Source organism: Pseudomonas sp. LBUM1676 (assembly GCF_059695605.1).
Genome location: NZ_CP166777.1, coordinates 2,881,568 through 2,905,112, shown reverse-complemented (window position 1 = coordinate 2,905,112; position 23,545 = coordinate 2,881,568). Strand labels below are relative to the sequence as shown.

Annotated in this window: 27 protein-coding genes; 9 read left to right on the top strand and 18 right to left on the bottom strand. The window is 60.5% G+C overall.

Translation table 11 applies throughout. The features are described 5' to 3' along the window. Positions 1 to 75: 75 nt before the first annotated feature. The 15 genes from ACA041_RS13635 to ACA041_RS13565 all read right to left on the bottom strand — a co-directional run bounded on the left by ACA041_RS13635 (position 76) and on the right by ACA041_RS13565 (position 15,371). Positions 76 to 1,143: a maleylacetate reductase gene (locus ACA041_RS13635; RefSeq protein ID WP_497441581.1), complete on the bottom strand. Its 1,068-nt coding sequence runs from the start codon at positions 1,141 to 1,143 to the stop codon at positions 76 to 78. A gap of 8 nt (positions 1,144 to 1,151) precedes the next feature. Then, entirely contained in the window at positions 1,152 to 2,615 is a 1,464-nt protein-coding gene (locus ACA041_RS13630; protein ID WP_497441580.1) for an aldehyde dehydrogenase family protein, read from the bottom strand. A gap of 90 nt (positions 2,616 to 2,705) precedes the next feature. Beyond that, positions 2,706 to 3,725 (bottom strand): hydroxyquinol 1,2-dioxygenase, encoded by a 1,020-nt coding sequence (locus ACA041_RS13625; protein ID WP_497441579.1) that lies wholly within the window; start codon positions 3,723 to 3,725, stop codon positions 2,706 to 2,708. 44 nt (positions 3,726 to 3,769) lie between these two features. Beyond that, on the bottom strand, positions 3,770 to 4,264 hold the full coding sequence (locus ACA041_RS13620) for a cupin domain-containing protein (RefSeq protein ID WP_497441578.1): 495 nt from the start codon (positions 4,262 to 4,264) through the stop codon (positions 3,770 to 3,772). Positions 4,265 to 4,391: 127 nt separating this feature from the next. Continuing rightward, complete coding sequence (locus ACA041_RS13615; protein ID WP_497441577.1) at positions 4,392 to 5,321, bottom strand: LysR family transcriptional regulator; 930 nt, start codon at positions 5,319 to 5,321, stop codon at positions 4,392 to 4,394. 116 nt (positions 5,322 to 5,437) lie between these two features. Next, the gene (locus ACA041_RS13610) at positions 5,438 to 5,899 is read right to left on the bottom strand and encodes a nuclear transport factor 2 family protein (RefSeq protein ID WP_497441576.1); all 462 of its coding nucleotides are present in this window, start codon (positions 5,897 to 5,899) and stop codon (positions 5,438 to 5,440) included. A gap of 35 nt (positions 5,900 to 5,934) precedes the next feature. Next, positions 5,935 to 6,321, bottom strand: a complete 387-nt coding sequence (locus ACA041_RS13605; RefSeq protein WP_497441575.1) for a c-type cytochrome — start codon at positions 6,319 to 6,321, stop codon at positions 5,935 to 5,937. A 61-nt stretch (positions 6,322 to 6,382) separates the two neighbouring features. Continuing rightward, the gene (locus ACA041_RS13600; protein ID WP_497441574.1) at positions 6,383 to 8,110 is read right to left on the bottom strand and encodes an FAD-dependent oxidoreductase; all 1,728 of its coding nucleotides are present in this window, start codon (positions 8,108 to 8,110) and stop codon (positions 6,383 to 6,385) included. 66 nt (positions 8,111 to 8,176) lie between these two features. Then, positions 8,177 to 9,094: a transporter gene (locus ACA041_RS13595; protein WP_497441573.1), complete on the bottom strand. Its 918-nt coding sequence runs from the start codon at positions 9,092 to 9,094 to the stop codon at positions 8,177 to 8,179. 149 nt (positions 9,095 to 9,243) lie between these two features. Beyond that, entirely contained in the window at positions 9,244 to 10,278 is a 1,035-nt protein-coding gene (locus tag ACA041_RS13590) for a branched-chain amino acid ABC transporter permease (RefSeq protein WP_497441572.1), read from the bottom strand. Then, on the bottom strand, positions 10,278 to 11,141 hold the full coding sequence (locus tag ACA041_RS13585; RefSeq protein WP_497441571.1) for a branched-chain amino acid ABC transporter permease: 864 nt from the start codon (positions 11,139 to 11,141) through the stop codon (positions 10,278 to 10,280). The genes ACA041_RS13590 and ACA041_RS13585 overlap by 1 nt, the downstream gene beginning before the upstream one ends. 2 nt (positions 11,142 to 11,143) lie before the next feature. Further along, positions 11,144 to 11,836, bottom strand: coding sequence for an ABC transporter ATP-binding protein (locus tag ACA041_RS13580; protein ID WP_497442074.1), 693 nt, complete (start codon positions 11,834 to 11,836; stop codon positions 11,144 to 11,146). Positions 11,837 to 11,857: 21 nt separating this feature from the next. Beyond that, entirely contained in the window at positions 11,858 to 12,583 is a 726-nt protein-coding gene (locus tag ACA041_RS13575; protein WP_497441570.1) for an ABC transporter ATP-binding protein, read from the bottom strand. 26 nt (positions 12,584 to 12,609) lie between these two features. Continuing rightward, positions 12,610 to 13,920, bottom strand: a complete 1,311-nt coding sequence (locus tag ACA041_RS13570) for an ABC transporter substrate-binding protein (RefSeq protein ID WP_497441569.1) — start codon at positions 13,918 to 13,920, stop codon at positions 12,610 to 12,612. 104 nt (positions 13,921 to 14,024) lie between these two features. Next, positions 14,025 to 15,371 (bottom strand): outer membrane beta-barrel protein, encoded by a 1,347-nt coding sequence (locus tag ACA041_RS13565; RefSeq protein WP_497441568.1) that lies wholly within the window; start codon positions 15,369 to 15,371, stop codon positions 14,025 to 14,027. Between the two features lie 283 nt (positions 15,372 to 15,654). Here ACA041_RS13565 and ACA041_RS13560 point away from each other — a divergent pair, with 283 nt between their 5' ends. The 4 genes from ACA041_RS13560 to ACA041_RS13545 all read left to right on the top strand — a co-directional run bounded on the left by ACA041_RS13560 (position 15,655) and on the right by ACA041_RS13545 (position 17,454). Then, the gene (locus ACA041_RS13560) at positions 15,655 to 16,158 is read left to right on the top strand and encodes a GNAT family N-acetyltransferase (protein ID WP_497441567.1); all 504 of its coding nucleotides are present in this window, start codon (positions 15,655 to 15,657) and stop codon (positions 16,156 to 16,158) included. Positions 16,159 to 16,214: 56 nt separating this feature from the next. Beyond that, positions 16,215 to 16,457, top strand: a complete 243-nt coding sequence (locus tag ACA041_RS13555) for a hypothetical protein (protein WP_497441566.1) — start codon at positions 16,215 to 16,217, stop codon at positions 16,455 to 16,457. A 222-nt stretch (positions 16,458 to 16,679) separates the two neighbouring features. Further along, a complete protein-coding gene (locus ACA041_RS13550) occupies positions 16,680 to 17,009 on the top strand; it encodes a hypothetical protein (RefSeq protein WP_042932832.1) in 330 nt (109 codons plus the stop codon). A 142-nt stretch (positions 17,010 to 17,151) separates the two neighbouring features. Then, the gene (locus tag ACA041_RS13545) at positions 17,152 to 17,454 is read left to right on the top strand and encodes a hypothetical protein (protein ID WP_497441565.1); all 303 of its coding nucleotides are present in this window, start codon (positions 17,152 to 17,154) and stop codon (positions 17,452 to 17,454) included. Here ACA041_RS13545 and cynR read toward each other — a convergent pair. Then, positions 17,440 to 18,345, bottom strand: coding sequence for a transcriptional regulator CynR (gene cynR, locus ACA041_RS13540; protein ID WP_497441564.1), 906 nt, complete (start codon positions 18,343 to 18,345; stop codon positions 17,440 to 17,442). The two genes, ACA041_RS13545 and cynR, sit on opposite strands and share 15 nt — an antisense overlap. Positions 18,346 to 18,467: 122 nt before the next feature. On the opposite strand from cynR, the gene cynS reads away from it, so the two are divergent. Both cynS and ACA041_RS13530 read left to right on the top strand, forming a co-directional pair. After that, entirely contained in the window at positions 18,468 to 18,935 is a 468-nt protein-coding gene (cynS, locus tag ACA041_RS13535) for a cyanase (protein ID WP_497441563.1), read from the top strand. Positions 18,936 to 18,995: 60 nt separating this feature from the next. Further along, positions 18,996 to 19,655, top strand: a complete 660-nt coding sequence (locus ACA041_RS13530; RefSeq protein WP_497441562.1) for a carbonic anhydrase — start codon at positions 18,996 to 18,998, stop codon at positions 19,653 to 19,655. Between the two features lie 49 nt (positions 19,656 to 19,704). Here ACA041_RS13530 and ACA041_RS13525 read toward each other — a convergent pair whose 3' ends face one another. Continuing rightward, on the bottom strand, positions 19,705 to 20,055 hold the full coding sequence (locus ACA041_RS13525; RefSeq protein WP_497441561.1) for a BON domain-containing protein: 351 nt from the start codon (positions 20,053 to 20,055) through the stop codon (positions 19,705 to 19,707). A gap of 171 nt (positions 20,056 to 20,226) precedes the next feature. Then, positions 20,227 to 21,729 carry an aldehyde dehydrogenase family protein gene (locus ACA041_RS13520; protein WP_497441560.1) on the bottom strand — a complete coding sequence of 501 codons (1,503 nt, stop codon included), beginning with the start codon at positions 21,727 to 21,729 and terminating at the stop codon, positions 20,227 to 20,229. A 263-nt stretch (positions 21,730 to 21,992) separates the two neighbouring features. On the opposite strand from ACA041_RS13520, the gene ACA041_RS13515 reads away from it, so the two are divergent. Genes ACA041_RS13515 through ACA041_RS13505 form a run of 3 tightly spaced genes read left to right on the top strand, consistent with a single transcriptional unit; the run spans position 21,993 to position 23,523 of the window. Further along, positions 21,993 to 22,196 (top strand): HvfA family oxazolone/thioamide-modified RiPP metallophore, encoded by a 204-nt coding sequence (locus ACA041_RS13515; protein WP_497441559.1) that lies wholly within the window; start codon positions 21,993 to 21,995, stop codon positions 22,194 to 22,196. 57 nt (positions 22,197 to 22,253) lie between these two features. Continuing rightward, positions 22,254 to 22,769, top strand: coding sequence for an HvfX family Cu-binding RiPP maturation protein (locus ACA041_RS13510; protein WP_497441558.1), 516 nt, complete (start codon positions 22,254 to 22,256; stop codon positions 22,767 to 22,769). A gap of 55 nt (positions 22,770 to 22,824) precedes the next feature. After that, the gene (locus ACA041_RS13505) at positions 22,825 to 23,523 is read left to right on the top strand and encodes a dienelactone hydrolase family protein (protein ID WP_497441557.1); all 699 of its coding nucleotides are present in this window, start codon (positions 22,825 to 22,827) and stop codon (positions 23,521 to 23,523) included. The last annotated feature ends 22 nt before the right edge of the window (positions 23,524 to 23,545 follow it).

Sequence of the window (23,545 nt, the reverse complement as noted above, 5' to 3'; positions counted from 1 at the left end):
TTGTTATTTCGACGAGGATGAGTGTTCCGGCCAACCCCGGATGCCGGGGGCAATAGCGCCCCGGCGCGGGGTCGATCAGGCTGGCGCCAGGCCTTTCATGGCACGGGTCAGCAGCGCTTGGATCGGGCCCTGTTCAAACGGCCGCGGGTTGTAATAGGGACTGGCGCAGGCGATTTGCGCAGCGTCGGCCGGTCCGTTTTCGGGCAGCCCGATATCCGCCAGGGCCAGTGGAATGCCCAGTTTCTGGTTCAGTGCATACAACAATGCACCGACCTCGCCGGCCTCACTGCCACCCAAGGCGCGAGCGGCACGTTGCAACGGCCCTGCTGCAGCTTCGCGGTTGTAATGCGCAGCGTGGGGCAAAACGATCGCATGGGCTTGGGCGTGAGGCAAATTGAACGTACCGCCCAATGTGTGGCAGAGCTTGTGGTGCAAGGCCATCCCCACTGAACCGAGGCAAATGCCCGCCAGCCACGCGCCATACAACGCCTGACTGCGTGCTTCAGGGTCTTCGGGATCGTTAACCACGCCCGGCAGAGCCAAGGCCAGTGAGCGAATCGACTCTTCGGCCATGAAACCGATGATCGGGTTGGCGTCCTGGGCGTACAACGCTTCCACCGCATGCGCCATGGCGTTCATGCCCGAGCAGGCGGAAATCTGCGCCGGCAAGGTCAGCGTCAATTGTGGATCGTAGATCACGGTTTTCGGTAAAACCCGGGGATCGCGCCCGGTCTTCTTCAGACGGTTTTCGGTCAGCCCGTAGATCGGGGTCATTTCCGATCCGGCGTAAGTGGTCGGAATCGCCACGATCGGCAGCCCCGAATCCATGGCGATCGCCTTGCCCAGGCCGATGGTCGAACCACCGCCTATGGCGACACAGCAATCGGCATCGAGACGGGCCGCCTCCACACGAGCCGCTTGCGCCACTTCCAGCGGCACATGCATCACCGCCTTGGGATAGACGCCCGCGGCGCGATCACCGAGCAAGGCCGCGACCTGTTCGCCCAGAACCTGTTGTTCCGGCGTGGTGAGGATCAGTGCCCGCCTGGCGCCCAGGCGCTCGATCTCCTCAGCCAGCGCCGAGAGCTTGCCCCAACCGAACACCACACGGGTCGGCAGGCTTTGGTAAACAAAAGGATTCATGGCAGGCCTCAGCGTTTGAAGTGCGCAGGGATTTTGGCGTCGACGTTGACCCACACCGAACGGGCTTCGGTGTAGTCATGGATGGCTTCAAAACCCATCTCACGACCGTAGCCCGATTGACCGACGCCACCAAACGGGCTGCCGGGGCTGACGCGTTTGTAGCAGTTGACCCAGCACATACCGGCGTGAATGGCCTCGGCCATTTTGTGCGCGCGGGCCAGGTTCTGCGTCCACAGGCCACTGCCGAGACCGTATTCAGTGCTGTTGGCGATAGCCAGGGCTTCTTCGTCGGTGCTGAACCGCACGACGGTGACGAAGGGGCCGAAGACTTCTTCCTGGCACACACGATCCTCGGGGGATGCCTCGACGACGGTCGGTTCGACATAAAAACCATTGGCCAATCTTTCATCGTCAGGGGCTTTGCCACCGGCGAGGATTCTGCCGCCCTGCTCTTTGGCGATCTCGATGTAGGCCAGTACGCGATCGCGATGCAACGCCGACGTCAGTGGGCCCATTTCGGTTTCAGGGTCCATCGGATCGCCAAGGCGAATGGATTTGGCCAGGGCGATGAAACGCTCAAGGAATCGGTCGGCGATGTCTTTATGCAGAATCAACCGCGAACCGGCGATGCAGGCTTGCCCCTGGTTGTGAAAGATCGCCCAGGCTGCGCCATTGACCGCCGCTTCCAGATTGGCGTCTTCGAACACAATATTGGCGCCCTTCCCACCCAACTCCAGCTGGATGCGCTTGAGGTTGCCTTTCGACGCTTCAACGATCCGCCGACCGGTCGCCGTCGAGCCGGTAAAGGCGATCTTGCCCACATCAAGGTGCTCGGCCAGCGCCTGGCCCGCGGTATGCCCGTAACCCGGCACGACGTTGACCACGCCTTTGGGGAAGCCGACTTCGGTCATCAGTTCGACAATGCGCAATGTCGACAGCGGTGTGATTTCCGAGGGTTTGATGACGATGGTGTTACCCGCGGCCAGTGCCGGGCCCATTTTCCAACTGGTGAACATCAGCGGGAAATTCCAGGGCACGATCTGCCCGACCACACCGATCGGCTTGCGCTGTACGTAATTGAGGAACCCGGCTTCGACCGGGATCACCGAACCTTCGATCTTGTCGGCCATGCCGCCGAAGTAACGGAAACAGGCCGCCGTACGCGGAACGTCGAGGCCGCGGGAATCACGGATCGGGTGCCCGGTGTTCAGGGATTCGAGCTGCGCCAGTTCTTCGCCACACGCTTCAATCTTGTCCGCCAGCTTGAGCAACAAGCGCCCGCGTTCGGCGGCGCCCAGGGCAGACCAGGCCGGAAACGCACGTTTGGCGGCGGCAACGGCAAGCTCGATGTCCGCGGCTTCGGCGGCGGCGACGCGGGTGATCAACGAGCCGTCATGGGGCGACACGACGTCGATGGTGCCGCCAGCGACCGCATCGACGAATCGGCCATCGATATACAGCTGATTTTGCATAATATTTTCCTCCCACCCCGCCCATGGCGCAGTGTCTGGCGACTTGATTCTCGAAAGTGGCCCGGCACGACGCCGGGCAAGACCAGGGTCTTAGAACTCGATCGGGTACGGCTTGAGTTCACCGCTTTCGTAGCGTTGCGGCAGGTTTGGCGTGGCGTTTTCCCACACCAGCAGCATCGAGCGCTTGGTCGAATAGCCCTGGTGGCGAATGTCCGCCGGCATGGCGCAGATGTCGCCGGCACGCATGGTGATGCGCGCCCGCGGGTTGCCGTCGTCCTTGTCGCCGACGTCCCAGATGATTTCATCGGACATCTGCAGGAACCACTCGACCCGGTCATTGCCATGGAACACCGGCAAGATGAATTCTTCAGTGGTCGGGCAGAACAGGCTGGTCTTGCACACCGAAGTCACCGACGGGTTCCAGGTCACGTCGGAGCGCGACAGGTACTTGAACAGGCTGAAGGCATGCAGCTCACCCTCGAAACCTTCGGATGCGTGAACTTCAGGTTCATCCTGATCAACGTCGATGAACTGGCGATTGACCGGCAAATCGTTACGCAGCGGCGAATCGTCTTTCAAGCCAGGCATGCGTTTAGTGGCGATGCGGAAACGCTCGATGGCTTCGATGTTGTCGCCGTTCTTGCGCCCAAATGCCGAGCCGGTTTCTTCCGGCGCCGCGAACGGGTCGAAGGTGGCGTTGGTCCAGTCCCGCAGGATGGCCTTGAAGGTCGCCATGATCAGCGGCGTTTCAAAGTTTTCGGTGTAGTTGACGCCTGCGGCCTTGAGCGTGCCGTTGAAGGTGCCGGCGTACAGGTCGACGTTGCCGTAGTAATTGCGAGTGCCAATGACGTGGTCGAAGTTGACCCAGCCATAGAAGAAGCCCCAGGCCACGTCGCGCATCATGGCGCGCAGGAAGGCATCGACCGGAATCAGGTGCGAGCGGGTCTGACCTTTGGCCGGCCAGGTGATACGGGCAAAATACTCGTCGCGCGACAGTTCGAAGGCGCCGAGTTTGAAGGAGCAATAGCCGGTGACGGCATGGGGCGCGCTGGCCTGGACTTCGTCGTCGGCAAAGGAGGTGTTATCGGCAGCGGTTTCAAGCATGGCCATGACGCAATTCCTCGTTGTTGCTTTTGTTGGATGGGAGGCGGTGATCACTTGAAGCAGATGTCTGCCCACTTCTCGACCGACAACGGTCCTTTAATGGTCTGCTGCAGGATCACGCCGGGACGGCCGGCTTCGAAGCGATACGCAGTGCCGGTTGGCAGCAGGCACTGGTGACCGCGTTTGAGCAACACGTAGCCCATCGGTTTGCCCGCAGGCATTTCACCCGCCAGGCGCGTACCCTCGCCATCTTTCAAAGGCGCATCAAGCTTGAGGAAATCCACCCTTACCTCACCGTCCATGACGATGGCGAACTCGTCGTGCGCTGCTGTGTACCAAGGCGACTGACCTTCGGCGCGCAGGGTTTCAATGACGTAACCGAGATTGAGACCGACAACGACTTTTTCATAAGGAAGGGATTTTTCCGCCACTTCGAAAATGTTCGAAAAGGCGTAATGACTGGCCTGGCCGCTGATGATTTCAACCGACCCTTTGCTGTAGTTGTCCAGCGAGCCGAAGACCGTTTCGATTGCCGCGCTACTCATGGTTTTCACCGTTTTGTTGTTGTAGTAACAGTGCGCCAACAGTACGTCGCGCCTCGTGCCGGGACAATTAGAGAGCCGGCGACAACAGTGTTCGCGAAACGCAAACACTGGCCCCGCGAACGTACCCTCAGCGGACCCAGCCGCGCTCCAGCAAGGGCTTGTCCCAGCAGGGTTCGTCGCCGAAGTTTTCCACCAGGAAGTCGATCAGCGTGCGCACTTTCAAGGCGCGGCGCTGGGTCGCCGGGTACACCGCGGAAAAATTGAAGGATGACAGCGTGTACTCGGGCAGGACCGGTATCAGCCGCCCGCTGAGCAGGTCGTCACTGGCCACCAGTGTCGGCAGGCAGACAATGCAGACCCCGGTCGACGCGTAGTCGCGCAGCAAATGCACCGAATTCGATCGCACCTGGCCTGGCAGGCTCAGTTCCACCTGCTCGTCAGCGCCGGTAAAGATCCAGCGGTTGCGCGACGGATAGCCCTCGTACAAGGCAATCTTGTGTTGCAGCAATTCCTGCGGGTGCGTGGGTGCGCCGAACTCGGCGGCATAATCGGGTGACATGCAGAACAATCGGCGAACGCTGAACAGCTTGCGCTCGATCAGGGTTTCGGCCATCGGCGGGAACATCTGGAACGCCACATCAAAGCCCTCCTCGATCGGGTCCACGACCCGGTCATTGACGATGACGTCGACCTCGATGTCGGGGTACAGCCGCGTGAACTCGGCCAGCATCCTGCCGAAGTGACCGATGGCAAAGCCGGGCAGCATCTGCACCCGCAACTTGCCGGTGGGCTTGGCACGCAACTCGCGCATGTGCTCGGTCAGCGAATTGAAACTGGCGACCATGTCCGCGCATTCCTTGTAATACGTCTCCCCCACGTCGGAGAGCCGGACATGCCGCGTACTGCGATGGAACAGCGGCGCATTGATGAACTGTTCCAGCTGTTGAATGCGATGGGTGATCACCGAGCGGGTCACACCCAATTGCTGGGCCGCCTTGGCAAAATTGCCGGTTTCGGCCACTCGCACAAAGGCTTCGACACTGAGTAAACGATCCATGGGGCAGGCTCTCTGGATGTCTTTGTTCTTATAGGAACACCGAGGTTAGCCTGTCGGCCCGTCGCACTCCACATCCCTGTGCCGGCCGTATCCCGGGCAAGCGCGTCTACCGAAGATCAGCGATTCAGCCAAGGATAGCGCGCGGTGTCCTGGTTGCCGTAATCAGGGTCCAGGTAAATGAAGCAGCGCTGAATCTTGAAATCGCGGATTTCAAATACGTCGGCCCAGTAACCGGCACCGGCCGGTGTGGGCACGCCTGCGCGCCAGTGGCCGTCGACGTGCTCGCCGAAACTGGTGCCTTCACAGACCAGCGTGTCGGTGCCCGTGAGAATCCAGTTGAAATGCGCGTAGTCGTGGGTAATCGACTTCAAGCGGCCGCCCAGGTCAGTGAACATCTGACCGATCTGCTCGCGGCCGGTGGCCAGTCCCCACTTGGGAAAAAGCACCTGGGCGTCGTCGGCGAACAGGTCGAGAATGCTGCCGCCGGTGGAGGTGATACCACCGTTGTCGAAGGCCTTGAGGTATTCCAGGGCGATGGATTTGCGTTGCTCGTCGGTCATTGTCAGGGTGCTGATCATGGTTGTCTGCGTCTTGTGTTTGGGGAGGATGGTTGTCAGTGCAGCGACTTGAGGTACGCGATGATTTTCTGCCGTTTGGTCGGGTCGTCCTGGGCATACACCATGGCACTGCCCGGCGCGACGGCCTGGGCATCTGTCAGCCAGGCATCGAGCAGTTGTTCATCCCAGACCTTGCCGGACATGGTTTTGCTGTAGCCGTCGCTGTAGGTGAAGTTCGACTCGCTTGCGGCCTTGCGACCGATCAGCCCGAACAGGTTCGGCCCCTGCCCCGGCGGTCCGTCCTTGTCGAAGGTGTGACAGACCGCGCAGTGGTTGGTCGCCAGTTTCTGCGCGAGCGCCAGATCGTCAGCCTGAACGATGCCCGTCAGGCCCATGCTTGCCGCCAGCAACAGGGCCGGGGCGCGTAGGAGCAAATGCGTCATGTCGTTGTTCTCATGCAATCACGGTGATGGGAGCCGCGAGTGATCGCAGCTCGGGCTTGATTCAGCTTCGGGTCGGTTCTTTGTGGGCCTGGTTGGCCGCGCGATAGGCGAAGGCTATGATTGGGCCAAGCGTCGCACCGCCGGCCCAATAGGCGCGACCGGAGGCCGACGCCACGCAATTGCCGACACCGTAAAGCCCGGGGATCGGCGCGTCGGCGTGATTGAGTACCTGGCCGAGGGAATTGGTTTTCGGACCGCCCTTGGTGTCAAGGTTGCCGCCGGTGATCAACGCCGCGTAGTACGGGCCTTTTGCGGCCAACGGGTACATCGTCAGGTTGCCGGTGCGGTCGGGTTTGACCGGGCCGGTGAAGACACCCTGGATCACCAGCTCGCCACGCTGCAAGTCGAGGTCCTTGCCCTTCCTCGCCAGTTCGTTGAAACGCTTGAGCGTGGCTTTGAGGTTGGTATCGAATTGCGGGCTGAGCTGCATGCCACCAATGTCGCTGGCATGTTTGTCGAGCCGTGCGGCAATGTTCCTGGACAGCTCTTCCAGGGTTTCGCCACGGACCACATGCCGATCGTTGCCGCCTTTGGGCACGATCGGCGAGCCGTATTCGTCACTGCTGCAGTAGTCCTGGGCGCGCTGGTCCCAGATCGAAAACATCACCAGGTTCGGGTATTCGGCTTTATCTCCGTCCCACTGGAAGAAGGTGGGGACCATTTCGTTGTAAACGGTTTTTTCGTTGACGACACGCTTGCCGTACTTGTTCACCATCAGCATCGAATCGCCGTTCATGGTGAAAATGCCCGACATCGAACCGTCCTTGGCCAAGGCTTTTTCCAACAGAATCGGGCACGACCATGCGTAGTTCATGTTGCGCAATTGCACCCCCAGTTCGCTGGAAATGCGGATGAAATCGCCTTCATTGGTCAGGGCCGCGCAGCCGCCGTACACCGGAGCGTTGAGGAAGTTGCGGCGCAGTTCCGGATCGTGGGTAAAACCGCCGGTGGCGAAAATTACCGCCTTGCGCGCCTTGACCCGCTGACGCGTACCCTCTTCGGTTTCGACCTCGACGCCAACCGCTTCGCCTTTGCTGTTGAGGATCACTTTCACCACGCGCTCGCCGGTGCGGATCTGCACGCCGTCACGCTTGGCTGCCGCGGTCAGCGTGCGGATCGCCACCCGACCGCCGTCCGACATGCTCGGTCGGGCGTCCTTGGGCAGCAATACCCGGCCTTTCTTGGCTTTGTCTTCGGACAATTCAGACCAGTAGTCCGGCACATCCGGGCAATGGCGGTAAGGCAGCGCGTCGCGTTCGGCCAACAGTTCGGCGGCGGGCGAGGCGCTGTCATAGATGGCTTCGCACATCTCGTATTCCCAGTCCGACAGACCGAGTTTGGGCAACGATGCATCGTAGGATTGCGGGCGTGTCAGACGGGCGACATAGCGCAGGTAATCCGGTTTTTCATCGACCAGGCCGGCGTCACGCATCGGCTTGTTGTTCGGCACCCAGTACCAGAACGCCGCCTTGGCCGCGGTGCCGCCAGGGCTGCCGGCCTTTTCCAGGATGACCACGTCGTTACCCAGCCAGCGGGAGAACAAGGCGGTTGGCAACCCGCTGCCACCCCCGCCGACGACGACAATGTCGTGCTCTCGGTCGAACGGCAGCTCATCGCTGCCCATCGCCCCTCCAGCCACACCCGACAGCGCGGCGACCGCCGTACCGGCGGCACCGGCCTTGATAAAGCTGCGGCGAGACAGGGCAAGTTTTTGCTTTTCATCATTCATTTTTATTCTCCGAAACACATAGCGGTCACAACGGCCAATCACAGGACGCCGCCAGGCGTCGATGACTCACCAGTAATGCCAGAGCTGCACAAACAAGCCGTCCGTGACGGTGGTGTTGCGCCCTTCCACGCCTTTGGAATAGTGGATGGAGACCTGGTCCCACATTTTCTGGGCGAACACCTTCTGCACGCCGGGCTTGAGCTGGAACAGCACACCGGCGCCGAGCGCGGTTTCGTTGGATTCGGAGAACGCGATGGTGTTGTTGTCGCGATCATCGGAGCTGAAGGTTTTCTGGTAATCGGCACTGATGAAGGGCGTGACCTGGTACGTCGGGCGATCGACGATGTTGTATCCCAGGCGCAGGTTCGCGTGACCGGTGTCGCCGGGGTCGGTGTCGTGCGGGCCTTTGCCACGAATGATCGCGCCCACCAGCAGGTCGATATTCACCTTGCCCAGCCATTCGTTGTAGAACAGTGAAGGCCACAAAGCGTAGGTGTCGCTGCTGACCGAGTCCGCCCCGGTCGGCAGCTGCACGTAGGCTTGCATACCGAGGGTGCGCAACGGTGTCGGGTTGTACCAGACCAGGCCGCCGACCAGAGGATCGCCGAACCCGCTGACCCGCGTGCCATTGCCGCGAACCGCGATCTCCGGGAGGGTGATGCTGGCGATGAAGCCGGTATTGGGCAGGCCGTCCATCTTCCAGTAGTGCAGCAACGACGTCAGGCCAACGAAGGTGTCGGTATTGCTGCCGTCGACCTTGTTGCCATGATCGTCAAAGCGTTTGCGGTCGTCGTTGTATTCAAACTCCTGGCCGACCGAGTTATAGGCTTCTGTGAAGTCGGAACTGAATTGGAAACTTTGCGGCCTGTTGCTGGCAAAAGGAATGCCCGACGCTTGTGCCTTGGCCCCCGGATAAATGGAAGTACCCAAAACACACAGCCCAAGACCTGCCATGTTCATCGCGAGACTGAATCCAGCTCTCATCGACATTCTCCAGTTATTGTTATTGTTGTTTGTGTTCAATGCCCGGCGCAGTCATTGCGCAGCGGACGATAAGCGCGGCGCCGCCTGCCAACAATTGCAATGTCAGCGACTTCTGTGTTCGTGAATTGCAAACAGTGTGGGTGGCGCGTCTATTGGTCGGTGTGGACCGACAACCGCCGCTGCATCGGGAAAACCTGCCAGCCGAAACGCTCGCTGATCAGCCCCCACACCCCTTGCGGAGCCTTGAGCATCATCACCACCGCGACCACGCCGAGGATGATCATGTACACCGCGCCGAACTGCGCCAGGCAGCCGCGCAACAGGAAGTAGATCAGCGTGCCGATCAAGGGCCCCTCCAGCGTGCCGATGCCGCCGATGATCACGATAAAGATCACCACCGCCGTCCAGTCCTGCAGGCTGAACGCGGCATCCGGGGAGATACGCAGTTTTTGCAGGAAGATCAGCGCACCGACCACGCCCGTGCAACCGGCCGCCAGCACGTACACCATCAGTTTGGTGCGGAAGGTATTGACACCCAGGCTGCCGGACGCCGGCTCGGAGTCACGAATCGAAGCCAACGCCAGGCCCTGTCGCGAACGCAGGACAAAGAACACCACCGCCACGGTGGCAATGGCGATGGCCAATGCGGTGAAGTAGATGAGCATCTCGCGCTCGTCGCGGTCGTTGCCGATCTGTCGCACGATCGCCGCTGGCAGGCTCTGCCCGGAACCGCCGCCGAGGCTGCTCATCTGCGCCAGGCCCAGGCGAAAGACTTCGGCCACGACCCAGGTGCCGATCGCGAAGTAGGCACCGCGCAGCCGAAATACGATCAACGCCGTGGGAATCGCCAGTAACGCGACCAGCACGCCGCAGAGCAAAACCGCAAACAATGGCGGCACACCAAAGCGGGTGGCCAGCATGAATAAAAGATATCCACCCAGACCGACGAACGCCTGCTGCCCGACCGAAACCATGCCGGCATAACCGGCCAGCAGGTTCCACATCTGCGCCAGCGCCAGGTAATAGGCGAATTCCACCACCAGCCGCAGGCTTGAACGATCGGCCCAGAATGGCGCACTGATCAACAGCAACACACACAGACCCAGCAACGACAGGCCGACCATGCTGCTGGTGGTCGTGCGTTGTACGCGATAGCCGAGCGCGGGATTATTCAGGGCATTCATCAGTCGACACTCCGAGGGAACAGGCCACGCGGGCGCACGACCAGGATCAGCAGGAACACAAGATGACCGGCGAGGATTTGCCAGCCAGGATCGATTTTTGCGCCCAACGCCTGGGCCACACCGAGGATCACTCCACCGGCCAGGGTGCCCCACAGGCTGCCCAACCCGCCGATGATCACGGCCTCGAATCCGTACAACAGACGCGCCGGCCCCACTGTCGGGTCGAAGCTGGTGCGAATCGCCAGGAACACTCCGGCAATCGACACCACGGCCATCGCCAGCGCCATGGCCAGGCCGAAGATATGTGCGTTGTTGACGCCCATCAGCCGTGCGGTTTGCTGGTCATCGGAGGTGGCGCGAAACGCCCGGCCCAGTGCGGTTTTGTAGAACAGCAATTGCAGGCCCCCGATGATCAGCAGCGCGCTGCAAAACACGATCAGCGGCATGACGCCCACACTCAGGCCGCCGAAGCCGACACTGGCCACTTCGAGGTCGCCCTGGGACAGCTTCTGGCTGTCGGCGCTGAAAAATTCCAGCAGCACGTTCTGCACGATGATCGACAGGCCAAAGGTCACCAGCAGTGGCGGCAGAATGTCCTGGCCCAGCGTTCGGTTGAGCAACAACCGTTGCAGCAGATAGCCGAAACAGAACATCAGCGGCACCACCACCAGCAGACTCACCAGTGGGCTGAACCCCAGGTGATTGACCACCATCAATGCCAGATAAGATGCCAGCACGATGAAGTCGCCATGGGCGATGTTGACCAGGCGCATGATGCCGAACATCAGCGACAGCCCCACCGCGAACATCGCGTAGAGGCCACCCAGCAACATGCCTTGAAGCAAAGTATTGAGCCATTCCATCACTAGATCCCGAAATACGCGGCTTTGATTTGCGCTTTGTCAGCGTCCCCGGGCCGGCCAGTCAGGGACACGCGCCCTTCCTGGAAGCAATAGAAACGGTCGCAGACACTCAGCGCCTGATTGATGTCCTGCTCGACGAGAATCACCGTCGTGCCGTCAGCCTTTATCGACGGCAGTGCGGCGTAGATGTCCTTGATCGTCGTCGGCGCCAGGCCCAGGCTGATCTCGTCGCACAACAGCAGTTGCGGGTTGGCCATCAGGCCCCGGCCAATCGCGACCATTTGCTGCTGGCCACCGGACAGTGCGGTGCCGGGACGCTTGCGTAGTTTTTCCAGCACCGGAAACAGTTGATAAATCCGCGCCAGCGTCCAGGGACCGGGGCGTTTGCTGTAGGCGCCGATCAGCAGGTTTTCCTCGACACTCAGCGAGGGAAACAGCTTGCGGCCTTCCGGCACCAGGGCGATGCCGCGCTCCAGCACCTGATTCGCCGCGAGATCGCCAATGGCCTGGCCCTTGAAGGTGATGGCTGCGGGCTGGTTCCTGATCAGCCCCGCCAGAGAGCGCAGGAACGTCGATTTGCCCGCACCGTTGGAACCGATGATCGCCACGGTTTCGCCCGCCTCAAGGGTCAGGCTGATATCGAACAGCGCTTGAAAGTCGCCGTAGCCGGCACAGAGTTTTTCGATCGACAACAGGTTTTCATTGGTTGACATGCTTCAGCTCCCGATGCCCATGTAGATGTCCTGGACCCGAGGATCGGCCATCACGCTGCGCGGCTCCCCTTCGGCCAATTTGGCGCCGAAGTTGATCACCGTCAGGCGGCTGACCACCGCCAGCAAGGCATGCACGATGTGTTCGATCCAGATGATGGCGACGCCAGCCCTGTGGATGCCCTGAATGGTTTCCACCAGCGCCAGGCATTCCGGTTCGGTGAGTCCCCCGGCGATTTCATCCAGCAACAACAGGCGCGGCCGGGTCGACAAGGCGCGGGCCATTTCCAGGCGCTTGCGATCGAGCAGTGTCAGCGAGCCGGCCAGGACATTGGCCTTGCGCATCAGGCCCGTCAGCTCCAGGGTCTGCGCGCACCACTGATTGGCCTCCTTGTCGCGCAATCGCGCACCGAACGTAGCGCCGACCAGCAAGTTCTCGAACACGGTCATTTTTACGAACGGATGCGGGATCTGGTGGGAGCGGCCAATGCCTTGTTGGCACCGCTTGAACACCGGTTCGCGGGTGACGTTGCGGCCTTCGAAATGGATCGTGCCGCTGTCGGCCGCCACGCCCCCGGCGATCAGATTGAACAGCGTACTTTTACCCGCGCCGTTGGGACCGATGATGCCCAGGGCTTCGCCCGATTGCAGGGTCAGGCTCATCGCGTCCGTGACCTTCACCGCACCGTAGCTTTTGTGCACATCGTTCATTTGCAGAAGTGGCTGTTGCATGGATGCACCCGTGTCTTTTCGCGCAATCAATAGGTAATGGCCTGCATCTCGCCGCCCAGTGGAATGGCGGGGGCGGTGGCATTGCTGGTCACGATCAGGTCGTATTTGCTGTCATTGCCCAGTCGCCATTGCCCGCTGACCAGCGGCGTCTTCGCGACGTTCTTCACCGGTCCGTTGTTCCAGTTGATCGGCCCGACCACGGTGTTGAGGTGGGTCTTGAGCAAGGCGTCGCGGACTGCGTGCGGGTTGCCGATTTCTTCGGTGCGCTTGAGGATGTCCACCGCCAGCTCGAACAGGGCATGCACGAAACCCAGCGGTTGCGTCCACTGCTTGCCGGTGGTCTGGGTGAAACCCTGGGCCAGTTGCCCGGCACTGGCGCCGGTCAATGACGAGCTGAACGGGTGAGTCGGGCTCCACCAGATTTCGGTCGAGAGGTTATTGCCGGCCTTGCCCAGCGCTTCGACCGCCGTGGGAAACAGCAACGCCTTGCCGACCGATACCGCCTTGGGCTTGAAACCCTGCTGACGAGCCTGGGTCCAGAAAGTGCTCAGGTCCGGTGGAATGACCACGCCGGTGACGATCTCGACTTCGGCCTTTTTGAACGCGGCGATCTGCGCCGAGAAATCATCGGTCAGGCTTTGAAAACGACCGGGGTCGACCAGTTGGAAACCCTTTTGTGCCAACACCGGTGGAAAGCCGAGTTTCGCATCGCCCCAGGCATTGCCGTCGCCATCGTTGGGGAACAGACCGCCGACCACCTTGTTCGACGGCATGGCGCCCCACATGGAACTGTAGGTGCCGATCACATCCTCCAGGCCCCAGAAGAAGTGATAGGTCCACTCGAATCCCTGGTCCGGCTTGCCGCCGCGGGTGAAGAACCATGGCTGCCACGGCGCGACGGTGGAAATGCACGGAATCTCGTTGATCTCACATTGGTCGGAGACCGGGTTGGTGGTTTCCGGCGTTGATGACACCAGCATCAGGTCGACCTGATCGGACAGAATCAGCTCGCTCGCCACTTCCGCCGCGCGGTTGGGGTTGGACTGGCTGTCCTTGACGATGATTTCCAGGCGGTACGCCTTGCCGGCCACGCTGATCGAGTTCTTCAACACTTGCTGGAGCGATTCGATGATGTAGTGATCGGCCGCCGCAAAGGGTGCCAGGGGCCCGGTCTGCGGGCTGACATAACCGAGCTTGATCACCCGCTCACTGCCCAGGGCAAAATTGAACGGCAAACTCGCCAGCGCCACGCCACCGGCAGCCACACCGGTGCTACGCAGGAAATCACGGCGCGAGAAGTCGCGGCCAAACAGGTTTTTATCGTTGTTGTCGGTCATGTAGTACTCCAGGGCGGCTGCAGGTCGGCAAAGTCCGGACGAACACATTCGCAGCGTGGCGACGGGGGCCATCACGCAGGGTCAGGGGTAACGAAAAGGTCGGTCTAGAAGAAGAAGCTGACGTCGAACGATGCGACCAGTTGCGAGTCCTTTTGCCCATCGGCGTAGGCATCGCGACCGGGCCCCGAATGGATGTCGTAACGCAATTCCGGTCGCAGGCGCACGTTGGGCGTCGGCATCCAGGCCAGGTTGGTGGTCACGCCGTAGAAACTGCCCCAGGTCGGATCGGGAATCCCGGTGTGTGGATCGATATTGGCCATCAACACGTGCACCGGTGCATCGGTGTAGAACCACTCGGCGCGGCTGTTCCACATCAGATTTTCGCTGATTCGGTGATACCAGTTGATGTCCGTACCGTACCAGGTGGCATCGTTTTTATTGGCAAACCCGGCGAAAGCGCCCTGCTCCTGCTTGCCGTAGTTCAACTCCAGGGCCACGCGGTTGTTCGGGTCGAGCACCTGCGACAGGGTCAGGTAAGAGGCCAGGCGCTTGTAGTTGTCATCCTTGGTGCCGGCCGGCAATGGCGAGCCACAACTGCAGTCGGCGAAGCTGTCACCGCCACCGTTGCCGTAGATGTTTTCCCAATCGATCCAGGTCGTGAAATCCGCCGAGCGCCAGCGCACGTTGGCGATGACATCCGGATCACCGTTGGGGTCCTGCAGGTTGTTCCAGCCCTGCACCACGCCCAGCTCGAAACCCAGCATGCTTTCCCCGGGCGCCGAGGGCAGCTTGAACGAGTACAGCGCACCGGCGTGCTTGGCCGGGCCGTGCATGAAGGAATAGGTGTGTGAGTAGAAGTCGCTCGGCGCCGGGGATGGCAAGGCGAAGCCGATTTCATTTTCCAGCGGCGTGTGGAAAATCCCGATCATCAGGTCTGAACCGCCGAGTACCGGGAAGTAGAAGTCGACATAGGCTTGAGCGATGGTGAACGCTTCGTCTTCGGCCTTGTTGTCGCGGTTGACGCTCAGGTCCTCGTCCCAGCCGTAGGTCTTGAAGAATCGCGCATCCTTGCCGTACAGCGCCGTGACGTTGAAGCCCCAGTCAGCCTCTTGCGGCATGGGGCCGGGAAACGGTCCGACACGGCCGATTACATTGCCCTTGGGTTTCTTTTCCACGGCCAGGGCGAACTGGTTGAGGTTCACGCCTTCGTCGGAGGTGAAGAAGCTCTGTTTGCTGACGTCATCCGTGCCGTTATTGTTGTAGCTCACGCCTGCCTGGCCCCAACCGTAGACCTTGATGCCATGCTCACGCTCAAGACTATCGCCGAAAACCCCGCGCACCAGCGAGCCCATCGGGTCGTCTGCGGCCAAAGCCATCGCCGGAAATAATATGCCGGCACCCAAAACGGGGGCGAACAGGGTTGCTGCACATGCCCATGCACGAATACTCATACCTGCCTTCCTTATTGTTATCAGGAGCCAACCCCCTGAGGGGGAAAAGTCCGAAAGCAAGGTATGACGTGAAGGCGTCTGACTTGATGGGCCCTGGCCTGGGCTCCACTCGATCCTCGGCAGATCGTAGTGTTCGGCGTAATGAAGGCTACAAGCCCGTCAGTGCACCAACAATTCCATTCTCGGCGACTTCAGTGTTTGCGTATTCAGAACAATCTGGCTTGAAAACCCGTTGCGCACGATGGTCTAGTGTTCCTGTAGCCCACCGTCTGGAGCCACCCCCATGCCGTCGATAGCACTGCACGCCGCCCAGCGCGACGACCTGGAAACGATTGAAAACCTGATGCAGTTCTACCTGCATGACTTCAGCGAGTGGCTGCCGCTGAAACTCGGCGGGCATGGCTTCTTCAACTTCCAGCCCCTGGTGGATTACTGGCGCAACCCCGCGACCCGGCCATTTTTGATCAAGGTCGACGGTGAACTGGCCGGTTTCGTGACCGTGGATGACGTCACCCATCTTCCCGGCGCCGACTACAACATCGGCTACTTTTTCGTCAGTCGGCGTTTTCGTGGCCAAGGCGTCGCGAAGTTTGTCGTGTCCACCCTCTTGAGCCAGTTCCCCGGCCAATGGCAGATTTTCCACATCGATGCGAACCAGCCGGCGCGGGCGTTCTGGGCCAGAGTGATGCCCGGACTCACCGGTGGCGAGTTCACCCTGCATCAACGGCCGGTAGACGGTTACCCCTGTACCTTTTACCGCTTCCAGCGCTCGCAGCCATCGCCCTGAATGACGCTTTCCCATCTCCCTTCCTAATTCCAAACGGCTTTGTCCGACAATATGTAGTGAACAAAAATAATCACTACAAAACCGTTGACGCCTCCGGTTTGCCCTTGCATGATGCAGATGTCTCCCCGATCGGGAGTACAGGCAACACGTTTGAGCAAGCTCGTCTGACCGCCGAGCTGTTTTTCCCGGATACGCGCTGCCCACAAGGCAGATTGAAGAAGCTGACCTGGCCGGAACGTCCAGTACAAGGGCGAGAAGCGCTGGCGATCAATCCTCATGAAGCTTGTGGCCGACCTTGAAAACGTCGGATATGGCCTGAAGGTTTTCGCCGCTTCTCTTCGTTGTGACGCTATTGCGTAGCAGTTATTCAACACGACTACATGCAACAGACGCGGACCCCGTCATTTTTGTCGGTCGACCGCTGACGTCCTGGTTTCGGTGCCAGGGATCAACTAACCGATGGGCTACCTGTTTTAGCGAATCAACTTTGAAAGATCACCAAATGGTCAAGGGGCTTTATTATGAATCTGAACAATCAACCCACTATCGATGAACTGGCTCGTATCTTCGCTGCGCAAAAAGACAGCCACGACAGCCATATCCTGTGGATCAGCAAGTCGGGCCAGGTGCATATCGACTGCCTGTCGCCGCATGCCCATGAAGCCGAGTTCGACCAGAACAACCAGAACCTGCTCGCCCGACTGAAAATGTACCGTCGCGGCCAGGGTTATGTCGGCAAGAAAGCCGCGGCCGACAAGGACTTCATCGGTAATGTCCTGCAAACGCTGAAACAGGCGTGGGCCTCGATGCAGAACCAGAATGAAGTTCGGGTGATTGACCGGTTCTACTGATTGCCTTCCTCGGGCTTATTTCACAGCCCACCCATGAAAAAGGCCCCGCTCGTCTATCGAGCGGGGCCTTTTTGTTTGTCTCGTGCGCGGCAAAATAAAGCTATCGTTAACCCCATGCTCTGTTGGCCCCGGGAGACTTGCGATGAAAAAAATCCTGACAGGGATACTGTTACTGGTGACGGCAAACGCTGTCCAGGCCAACAGCGTCCCCGGCGTGCCCTCCTTCATGGTGGAGTGCCCCGGAAAAGTCCTCGTCCAGGCGGATCAGGACGGGCCGGTGATGGTCAACAACAAGGAAGCCGAAACCAAAGCCGTCAATGATCGCCGCTTCGAGGCCAAGGGTTCGGGCATCACGTTGTCGATCATGCTCGCCGATGACGATTCGGTGAGCGTGTCCTCCACCGGCAAGGCACCCAACGGCGTATGCCAGTCAGTGGATGATTGACCTCCTCGACTCATCCGCCACCGCCTCCAACACCAGTTCCATAAAGGCCACCGACGCCGCACTGTGATAATTGTTCTTGCGCCGCAGCAGCGCGGCCCCTCGCTTGGGCGCCTCCCCCTGCAATGGAATTTTGCGCAAGGCGCGGTCCTGGGTGGCGATGGGTTCCGGAAGGATGGTAGCGATGGCCGTGTGCCGAATGACTTCCAGCAAGGTGCTCACCGAATTGACCTCGATCACCACCTTCGGTGTGATCCGCTCCAGGGCAAAGTACTCATCGATACGGCTGCGGGTGACGAAGTCCGTGGTCAACAACGCAAACGCCAGCTGCGCTACCTGCTCGGCAGTCAACGGATCCTGGCTGTCGTACAAGGGATGATTGCGTCCCACCATCACCCCCAGGGTTTCGGTAAACGCCGGGATCGACTCGATATCGGCGTTCCTGACCTGGGTAAACGCAATGGCGATATCCAGTGAGTCATCCACCAGCCCGGTCTCGATGTCGTCCATCGACAACTCGGAAATCTGCAGATGGATATTTGGATAGCGCGCCCCGTAATCGCGCACCAACGGACCGACCAGGTACGCCATGAAGGTCGGCGTCATCGCCAGGCGCAAGGTGCCACGGGACAAATCCTTCACGTCATGCAGCGCCCGTTTGCCCGCCTCCAGCTCGACCAATACCCGACGTGCGCTCTCGATGTAGGCCTGCCCGGCATCGGTCGGCTTGACCGTGCGCGAGGTCCGGTCGAACAGGCTGACGCCCAGGGTTTCTTCCAGTTGCCGGATCTGTTGGGACAGCGTCGGCTGGGAGACATGCAACACCTCGGCGGCGCGGGTGAAGCCGCCGTAGTCGGCGACTGCCAGTAAATAGCGCAGATGTCGCAGCAGCATGGGGATTCCTATCTATAGGTGTTACTTATGCATTGCATTGTATATCGGTCTTGGACGCTATGGATCAATCAGCCGAAGATTGCTCCATACCCAAGCAACACAACGCCGACAGGAGTAACCCCATGCAACAGTCCCACGCCTACAACGACCCAAGCCTGGCCCTGACCACCTCGATCCTCGATGCCAAGGCGCGCAAAAACCTGTCCTGGCAGGATCTGACTGACGGCACCGGCCTTGGCCTGGCCTACGTCACCGCCGCCCTGCTCGGTCAGCACCCGCTGCCGGAAAGCGCCGCCAAGGTGATCGGCGAAAAACTTGGCCTGGACGCCGACGCCGTGGCCCGCCTGCAGATCATTCCACTGCGCGGCAGCCTTGCGGGTGTCCCGACCGACCCGACCATCTACCGCTTCTACGAAATGATCCAGATCTACGGCACCACGTTGAAAGCCCTGGTGCATGAGCAATTCGGCGACGGCATCATCAGTGCGATCAATTTCAAGCTCGACATGAAGAAGGTGGAAGACCCGGAAGGCGGTTCCCGCGCGGTGATCACTCTCGACGGCAAGTTCCTGCCGCTGCGTCCTTTCTAAGTGAATACCGGCCCGCATCGATGTGCGGGCCAAACCCGAGCCACGCAGGAGAACAGCACCATGAAAGCGCTCATCGAAGGTTTTTTGAAGTTCCAGAACGAGGTTTTTCCGCAACGGACCGACCTGTTCAAACACCTGGCCACCACCCAGCATCCGGGCACCTTGTTCATCACCTGTTCCGACAGCCGAGTGGTGCCGGAACTGCTGACCCAACAAGAGCCCGGTGAGCTGTTCGTGATCCGCAACGCCGGCAACATCGTGCCCTCCTACAGCCCGCATCCAGGCGGTGTGTCGGCCACGGTCGAATATGCGGTCGCGGTGCTGGGCGTCACTGACATCGTGATCTGCGGCCACTCGGATTGCGGCGCCATGACCGCCGTTGCCAAGTGCACATGCATGGATCACCTGCCCGCCGTCAGCGGCTGGTTGCAACATGCCGAATCGGCGAAAGTCATCAACGAATCCCGTCCTCACGCCAGTGAAGCGGCAAAAGTCAGTTCGATGGTGCGGGAGAATGTCATTGCCCAACTGGCCAATATCCAGACGCACCCAAGCGTACGCCTGGCCCAGGAAAAAGGCCTGCTGAACCTGCATGGTTGGGTCTACGACATCGAAACAGGTTCGATTGATGCCCTGGAGGGGAGCAGCCGCACGTTCGTATCGCTGGCCGAGCATCCGACTGTCTGTGCCGTTTATGGCAAAGCGGCGCAAGCGGCTTGAGTGAACAGGCAGCGCCCCCGACTCACGGGAGCGCTGCACTCACAGGCGGTCATTTGTCGTCGGTCTTCCTTGACGAAGGTGGCCGATACTCAGCGCTCTCTTCGGCGTTGGGCGCGCCTGGCACACTTCCCGGTGTGAACACGTGAGTCTGCAAGCCGCTGGCATCGATGTCGACGACACCATTGACCGAACGGGCCAGAGCAACAGCCTGCTCACATTCCCTATGGGTGTCGACGCGGCCGCTCAACACTACCGTGCCCGCCAGGGTCTTGACATGGATGTGCAGGCCCAGGGCTGGCTTGGCCATTGCCAGCGCCGATTTCACCCGAGTGGTAATCCACGCGTCGTGAGCGACCATTTCCAGGTTGTGAGAGTAATGCTCAAAGGAATGACGTTTCATGGTGCAACCCTCCTTTACGCAATCAGAAGCCTGTCCGTCTCACTGGCTGTGCTGCCCTCTTTCTCTCAGACGAGCGTTACGGACAGTTGATTGATTTTGGAGTGCTCGTCACGCCAACACAGACCCAAGGTTAATTATAGTGCGGCCGTGGCCTGCGGTCGCAGGCCTGTCTCAGCGTTTGACTGACAGATCGGTCTGCGTCATGCGACTGCGAATGGTGAATACCCCATCGCCCGAGAGAATCGCACTGCGAGCAAACAGACGACCGCTCTCCCAGTTCGAAAGGCCCAGTTCCGGCTTGTTCAGTGCGTACTGTCCATCGACCCAGCGGGTAATGCCGTTGCCGACAAAAGGTGCGTTGACCGCGTTATAGAAGCGTTCCTGAGCCTCGGCCTGTTCACTGACCAAGGACACGGTGAACTGCGGGCTGTAGCGGTTGAACAAGGCGATGGACTGGTCCAGGTCGTCGACGATCTTCAGGCTGACTTCCGGGGTCTCTTCCCATTCCCACTCGCGACCCAGCTGGTCCTCGGGCAGCGGTTCGGCCAAGGGTTCGGATTGATAACCTTCGGCGCGATACACCTCGACGCTCGTCGTCAGCCAATCGCTCGGCAAGTACGCCTCGCTCCCCTCGACGATGTGCAGCTTGCAGCCCTGGCCCCGTGCGGCACCGGCCTTCTGCAGCGCGTCGAGAAACAGCGGCACCAGCTCAAGGGCGCGGTCGCGGTGGATCAGGCAAACGTTCAGGGTGTTGCAGACTTTGCGGTCCAGGGAGTTGCGCACCACGGCGGCAAATCGCCCTGCTTCGGCATTCTTGTCCGCGATCAGCCAGGCGCCGCCGGTGCCGTGGAGGCTGACAGCCGTGCCGGCCTGTTGCGCGATGCTGCCCAACTGGCTGACCGCCCGCCCCGACCCACGCGCCACGGCCAGCGACAGGCGTCGGTCGGCGAACATCGCCCAACCGGCGGCATGATTGACGCTCTCCACCAGCGACACCGCGCCATTCGGCAACCCGGCGTCGCTCAGTGCCGGGTTCAGTGCATGGGCGACGATGGCCTGGGCGGTGCCCAACGCATCGCTGCCGATGCGCAGTACCGCGGTATTACCGGTGCGCAACACGCCCGCCGCGTCGGCGAAGACGTTCGGACGTCCCTCGAACACAAAGGCGACGATGCCCAGGGGCGAAACCACTTGCTCGACTTTCCAGCCGTCGTGCTCGACGCAGCTGACCACTTTGCCCCGGGTGGCGGGTGCATCGCGCCAGGCCCTGAGGCCGGCGATCATATCGCGGCGCATGCGCTCATCGGCCAGCAGGCGCGTGGTGGATCGTCCGCGCGCCTTGGCCCGCTCGATGTCCGCCAGGTTGGCGGTTTCGATCAAGGCCCAGCATTGCGGGGTTTCGAGGCGTTGGGCGAACAGATCGAAGAACTTGCTGATCGCCTGATCCGATACCGCGGACATCGCCTTGAAGGCCGCTTGAGCACGCTCGATGGCGACCGCCGCCGCTTGCTGGTCCGCCACCGGAATCAGCAACAATTCGCCACTGACCTGCTCCACCAGCAAGTGGTCGCCGGGCTGGAAGCGCGCTGCCAGTTCGGGGCTGACCACCGTGACACGGTTACCGGCGAAAGGGATCGGGGTACCAGCGACTAGACGTTCGAGCGCGAGAGACATGAAGCGGATTCACCATGCAATGGGCGGTCGGAAAATGTATAGCAAAATTCGCGGAGCGTCATCAGCGATGCCTAAACCCCTACCCCCCCTTTGTGTTGTATTGCCTGTGTATCAGTGTGTGTACAACCCCCTTCCCGACACACCCCGCCGCTAAACCCGCCACCGACGACACACCGCAGATACACCCGCTTGATGAAATGTGCCTGTCGATCGGCCCCGCCGGTCATGAACGCTCAACTCACTCAATGCAATGGAGTATCCCCATGTTCAAGCTCTCGACTTCTTCCCTGACCCTCGGCCTGATCATCGCCGGTGGCCTGGCCCTGTCCAACGTGGCACAGGCCTGCGAGTCGGAAACGTTCAGCATGAAGCAACTGGCCCACGGCTACAGCCAGGCCCAGGCCGACACCGCGGAAAAACCGGCGGAAGGCAAATGTGGCGAGGGCAAGTGCGGCGCCGACGAGTAACCCCTGGCGTGGGGCATGCCGTTGCCCCACATTCCTGACTGAACGGAGATCACGTCCATGAACACCTCACTTTCTTCGGCCGTCAAAGGCCTGCACCTGAACCTTGACCGTGCCGGTAGCTGGATCGCGCCCCTGACCCTGCGGGTGTTCCTCGCCTGGGAGTTCTTCGAGTCGGGCCTGGAAAAATTCAATGGCCAGAACTGGTTCGCCGATATCCAGGACCGCTTCCCCTTTCCGTTCAACCACGTGCCGGCCACGTTGAACTGGGAACTGTCGATGTGGGCCGAATTGATTTGCGCCCTCGCCCTGTTGATCGGCCTGGGGACGCGGGTCTCGGCATTTATTCTGATCGTGGTGACCGTCGTCGCGACTGCTGCCGTTCATTGGCCGGCCGATTGGTCTACATTGGGTGAGCTTGCCCAGGGTTACGCCATCAGCAATAAGGGGCACGGCAACTTCAAGCTGCCGCTGATCTACCTGGTGGCCTTTATGCCGCTGTTGCTCTCTGGTGCCGGCAAGCTGAGCGTCGATGCACTGCTGGCCCGTTTCTTCTGGCGTCACAACTCTCGGTGAAATGTTAACGTGGCAAGCTTCACTTCCCACCTAACTTGTGTAGACAGGAGCCATCATGAGCGTGACCACCCAATGGATCGAGATCGACAGCGCCGACGGTAAGTTCGGCGCTTACCTGGCCATCCCGCATACCCGCAAGGGCCCGGGGATCGTGCTGATCCAGGAGATCTTCGGCGTGAATGAACACATCCGCTCGGTCGCTGAGCAATACGCCGCCGACGGCTACCTGGTGATCGCACCGGATCTGTTCTGGCGCAGCGGCGAGCGCATCGAGTTGAGCTATGACGAAGCCGGCTGGAAACGCGCCGTCGAGTTGATGAACGCCACAGACGTCGGCAAGGCGCAGACCGACATCGAACTGGCCATCGACGCATTGAAAGCCCAACCAGGCCTGGACGGCGGGATCGCCTCCGTCGGCTACTGCTTCGGCGGCCTGCTGTCCTACCACACCGCCGCCAACGGGCTTGTGGACGTGGCCATTGCCTATTATGGCGGCGGGATCCAGAACCAGCTGGAGCGCGCCGATGACATCGAAGTGCCGCTGCTGATGCATTTCGGTGAACAGGACAGCCACATTCCGCTTGAGGCCGTGGAAAAAATCGCCGAACGTTTCGACAACAACGACAACGTGGAAATCGTCGTCTATCCGGAAGCCGAACATGGCTTCAACTGCTCGCATCGTGACAGCTACAACCAGCGCGCGGCGGCCGAGGCCCATGGCAATACGCTGATCTTTCTGGCCCAGGAACTGTAAGGCGGGCAGGCGGATTGATTTT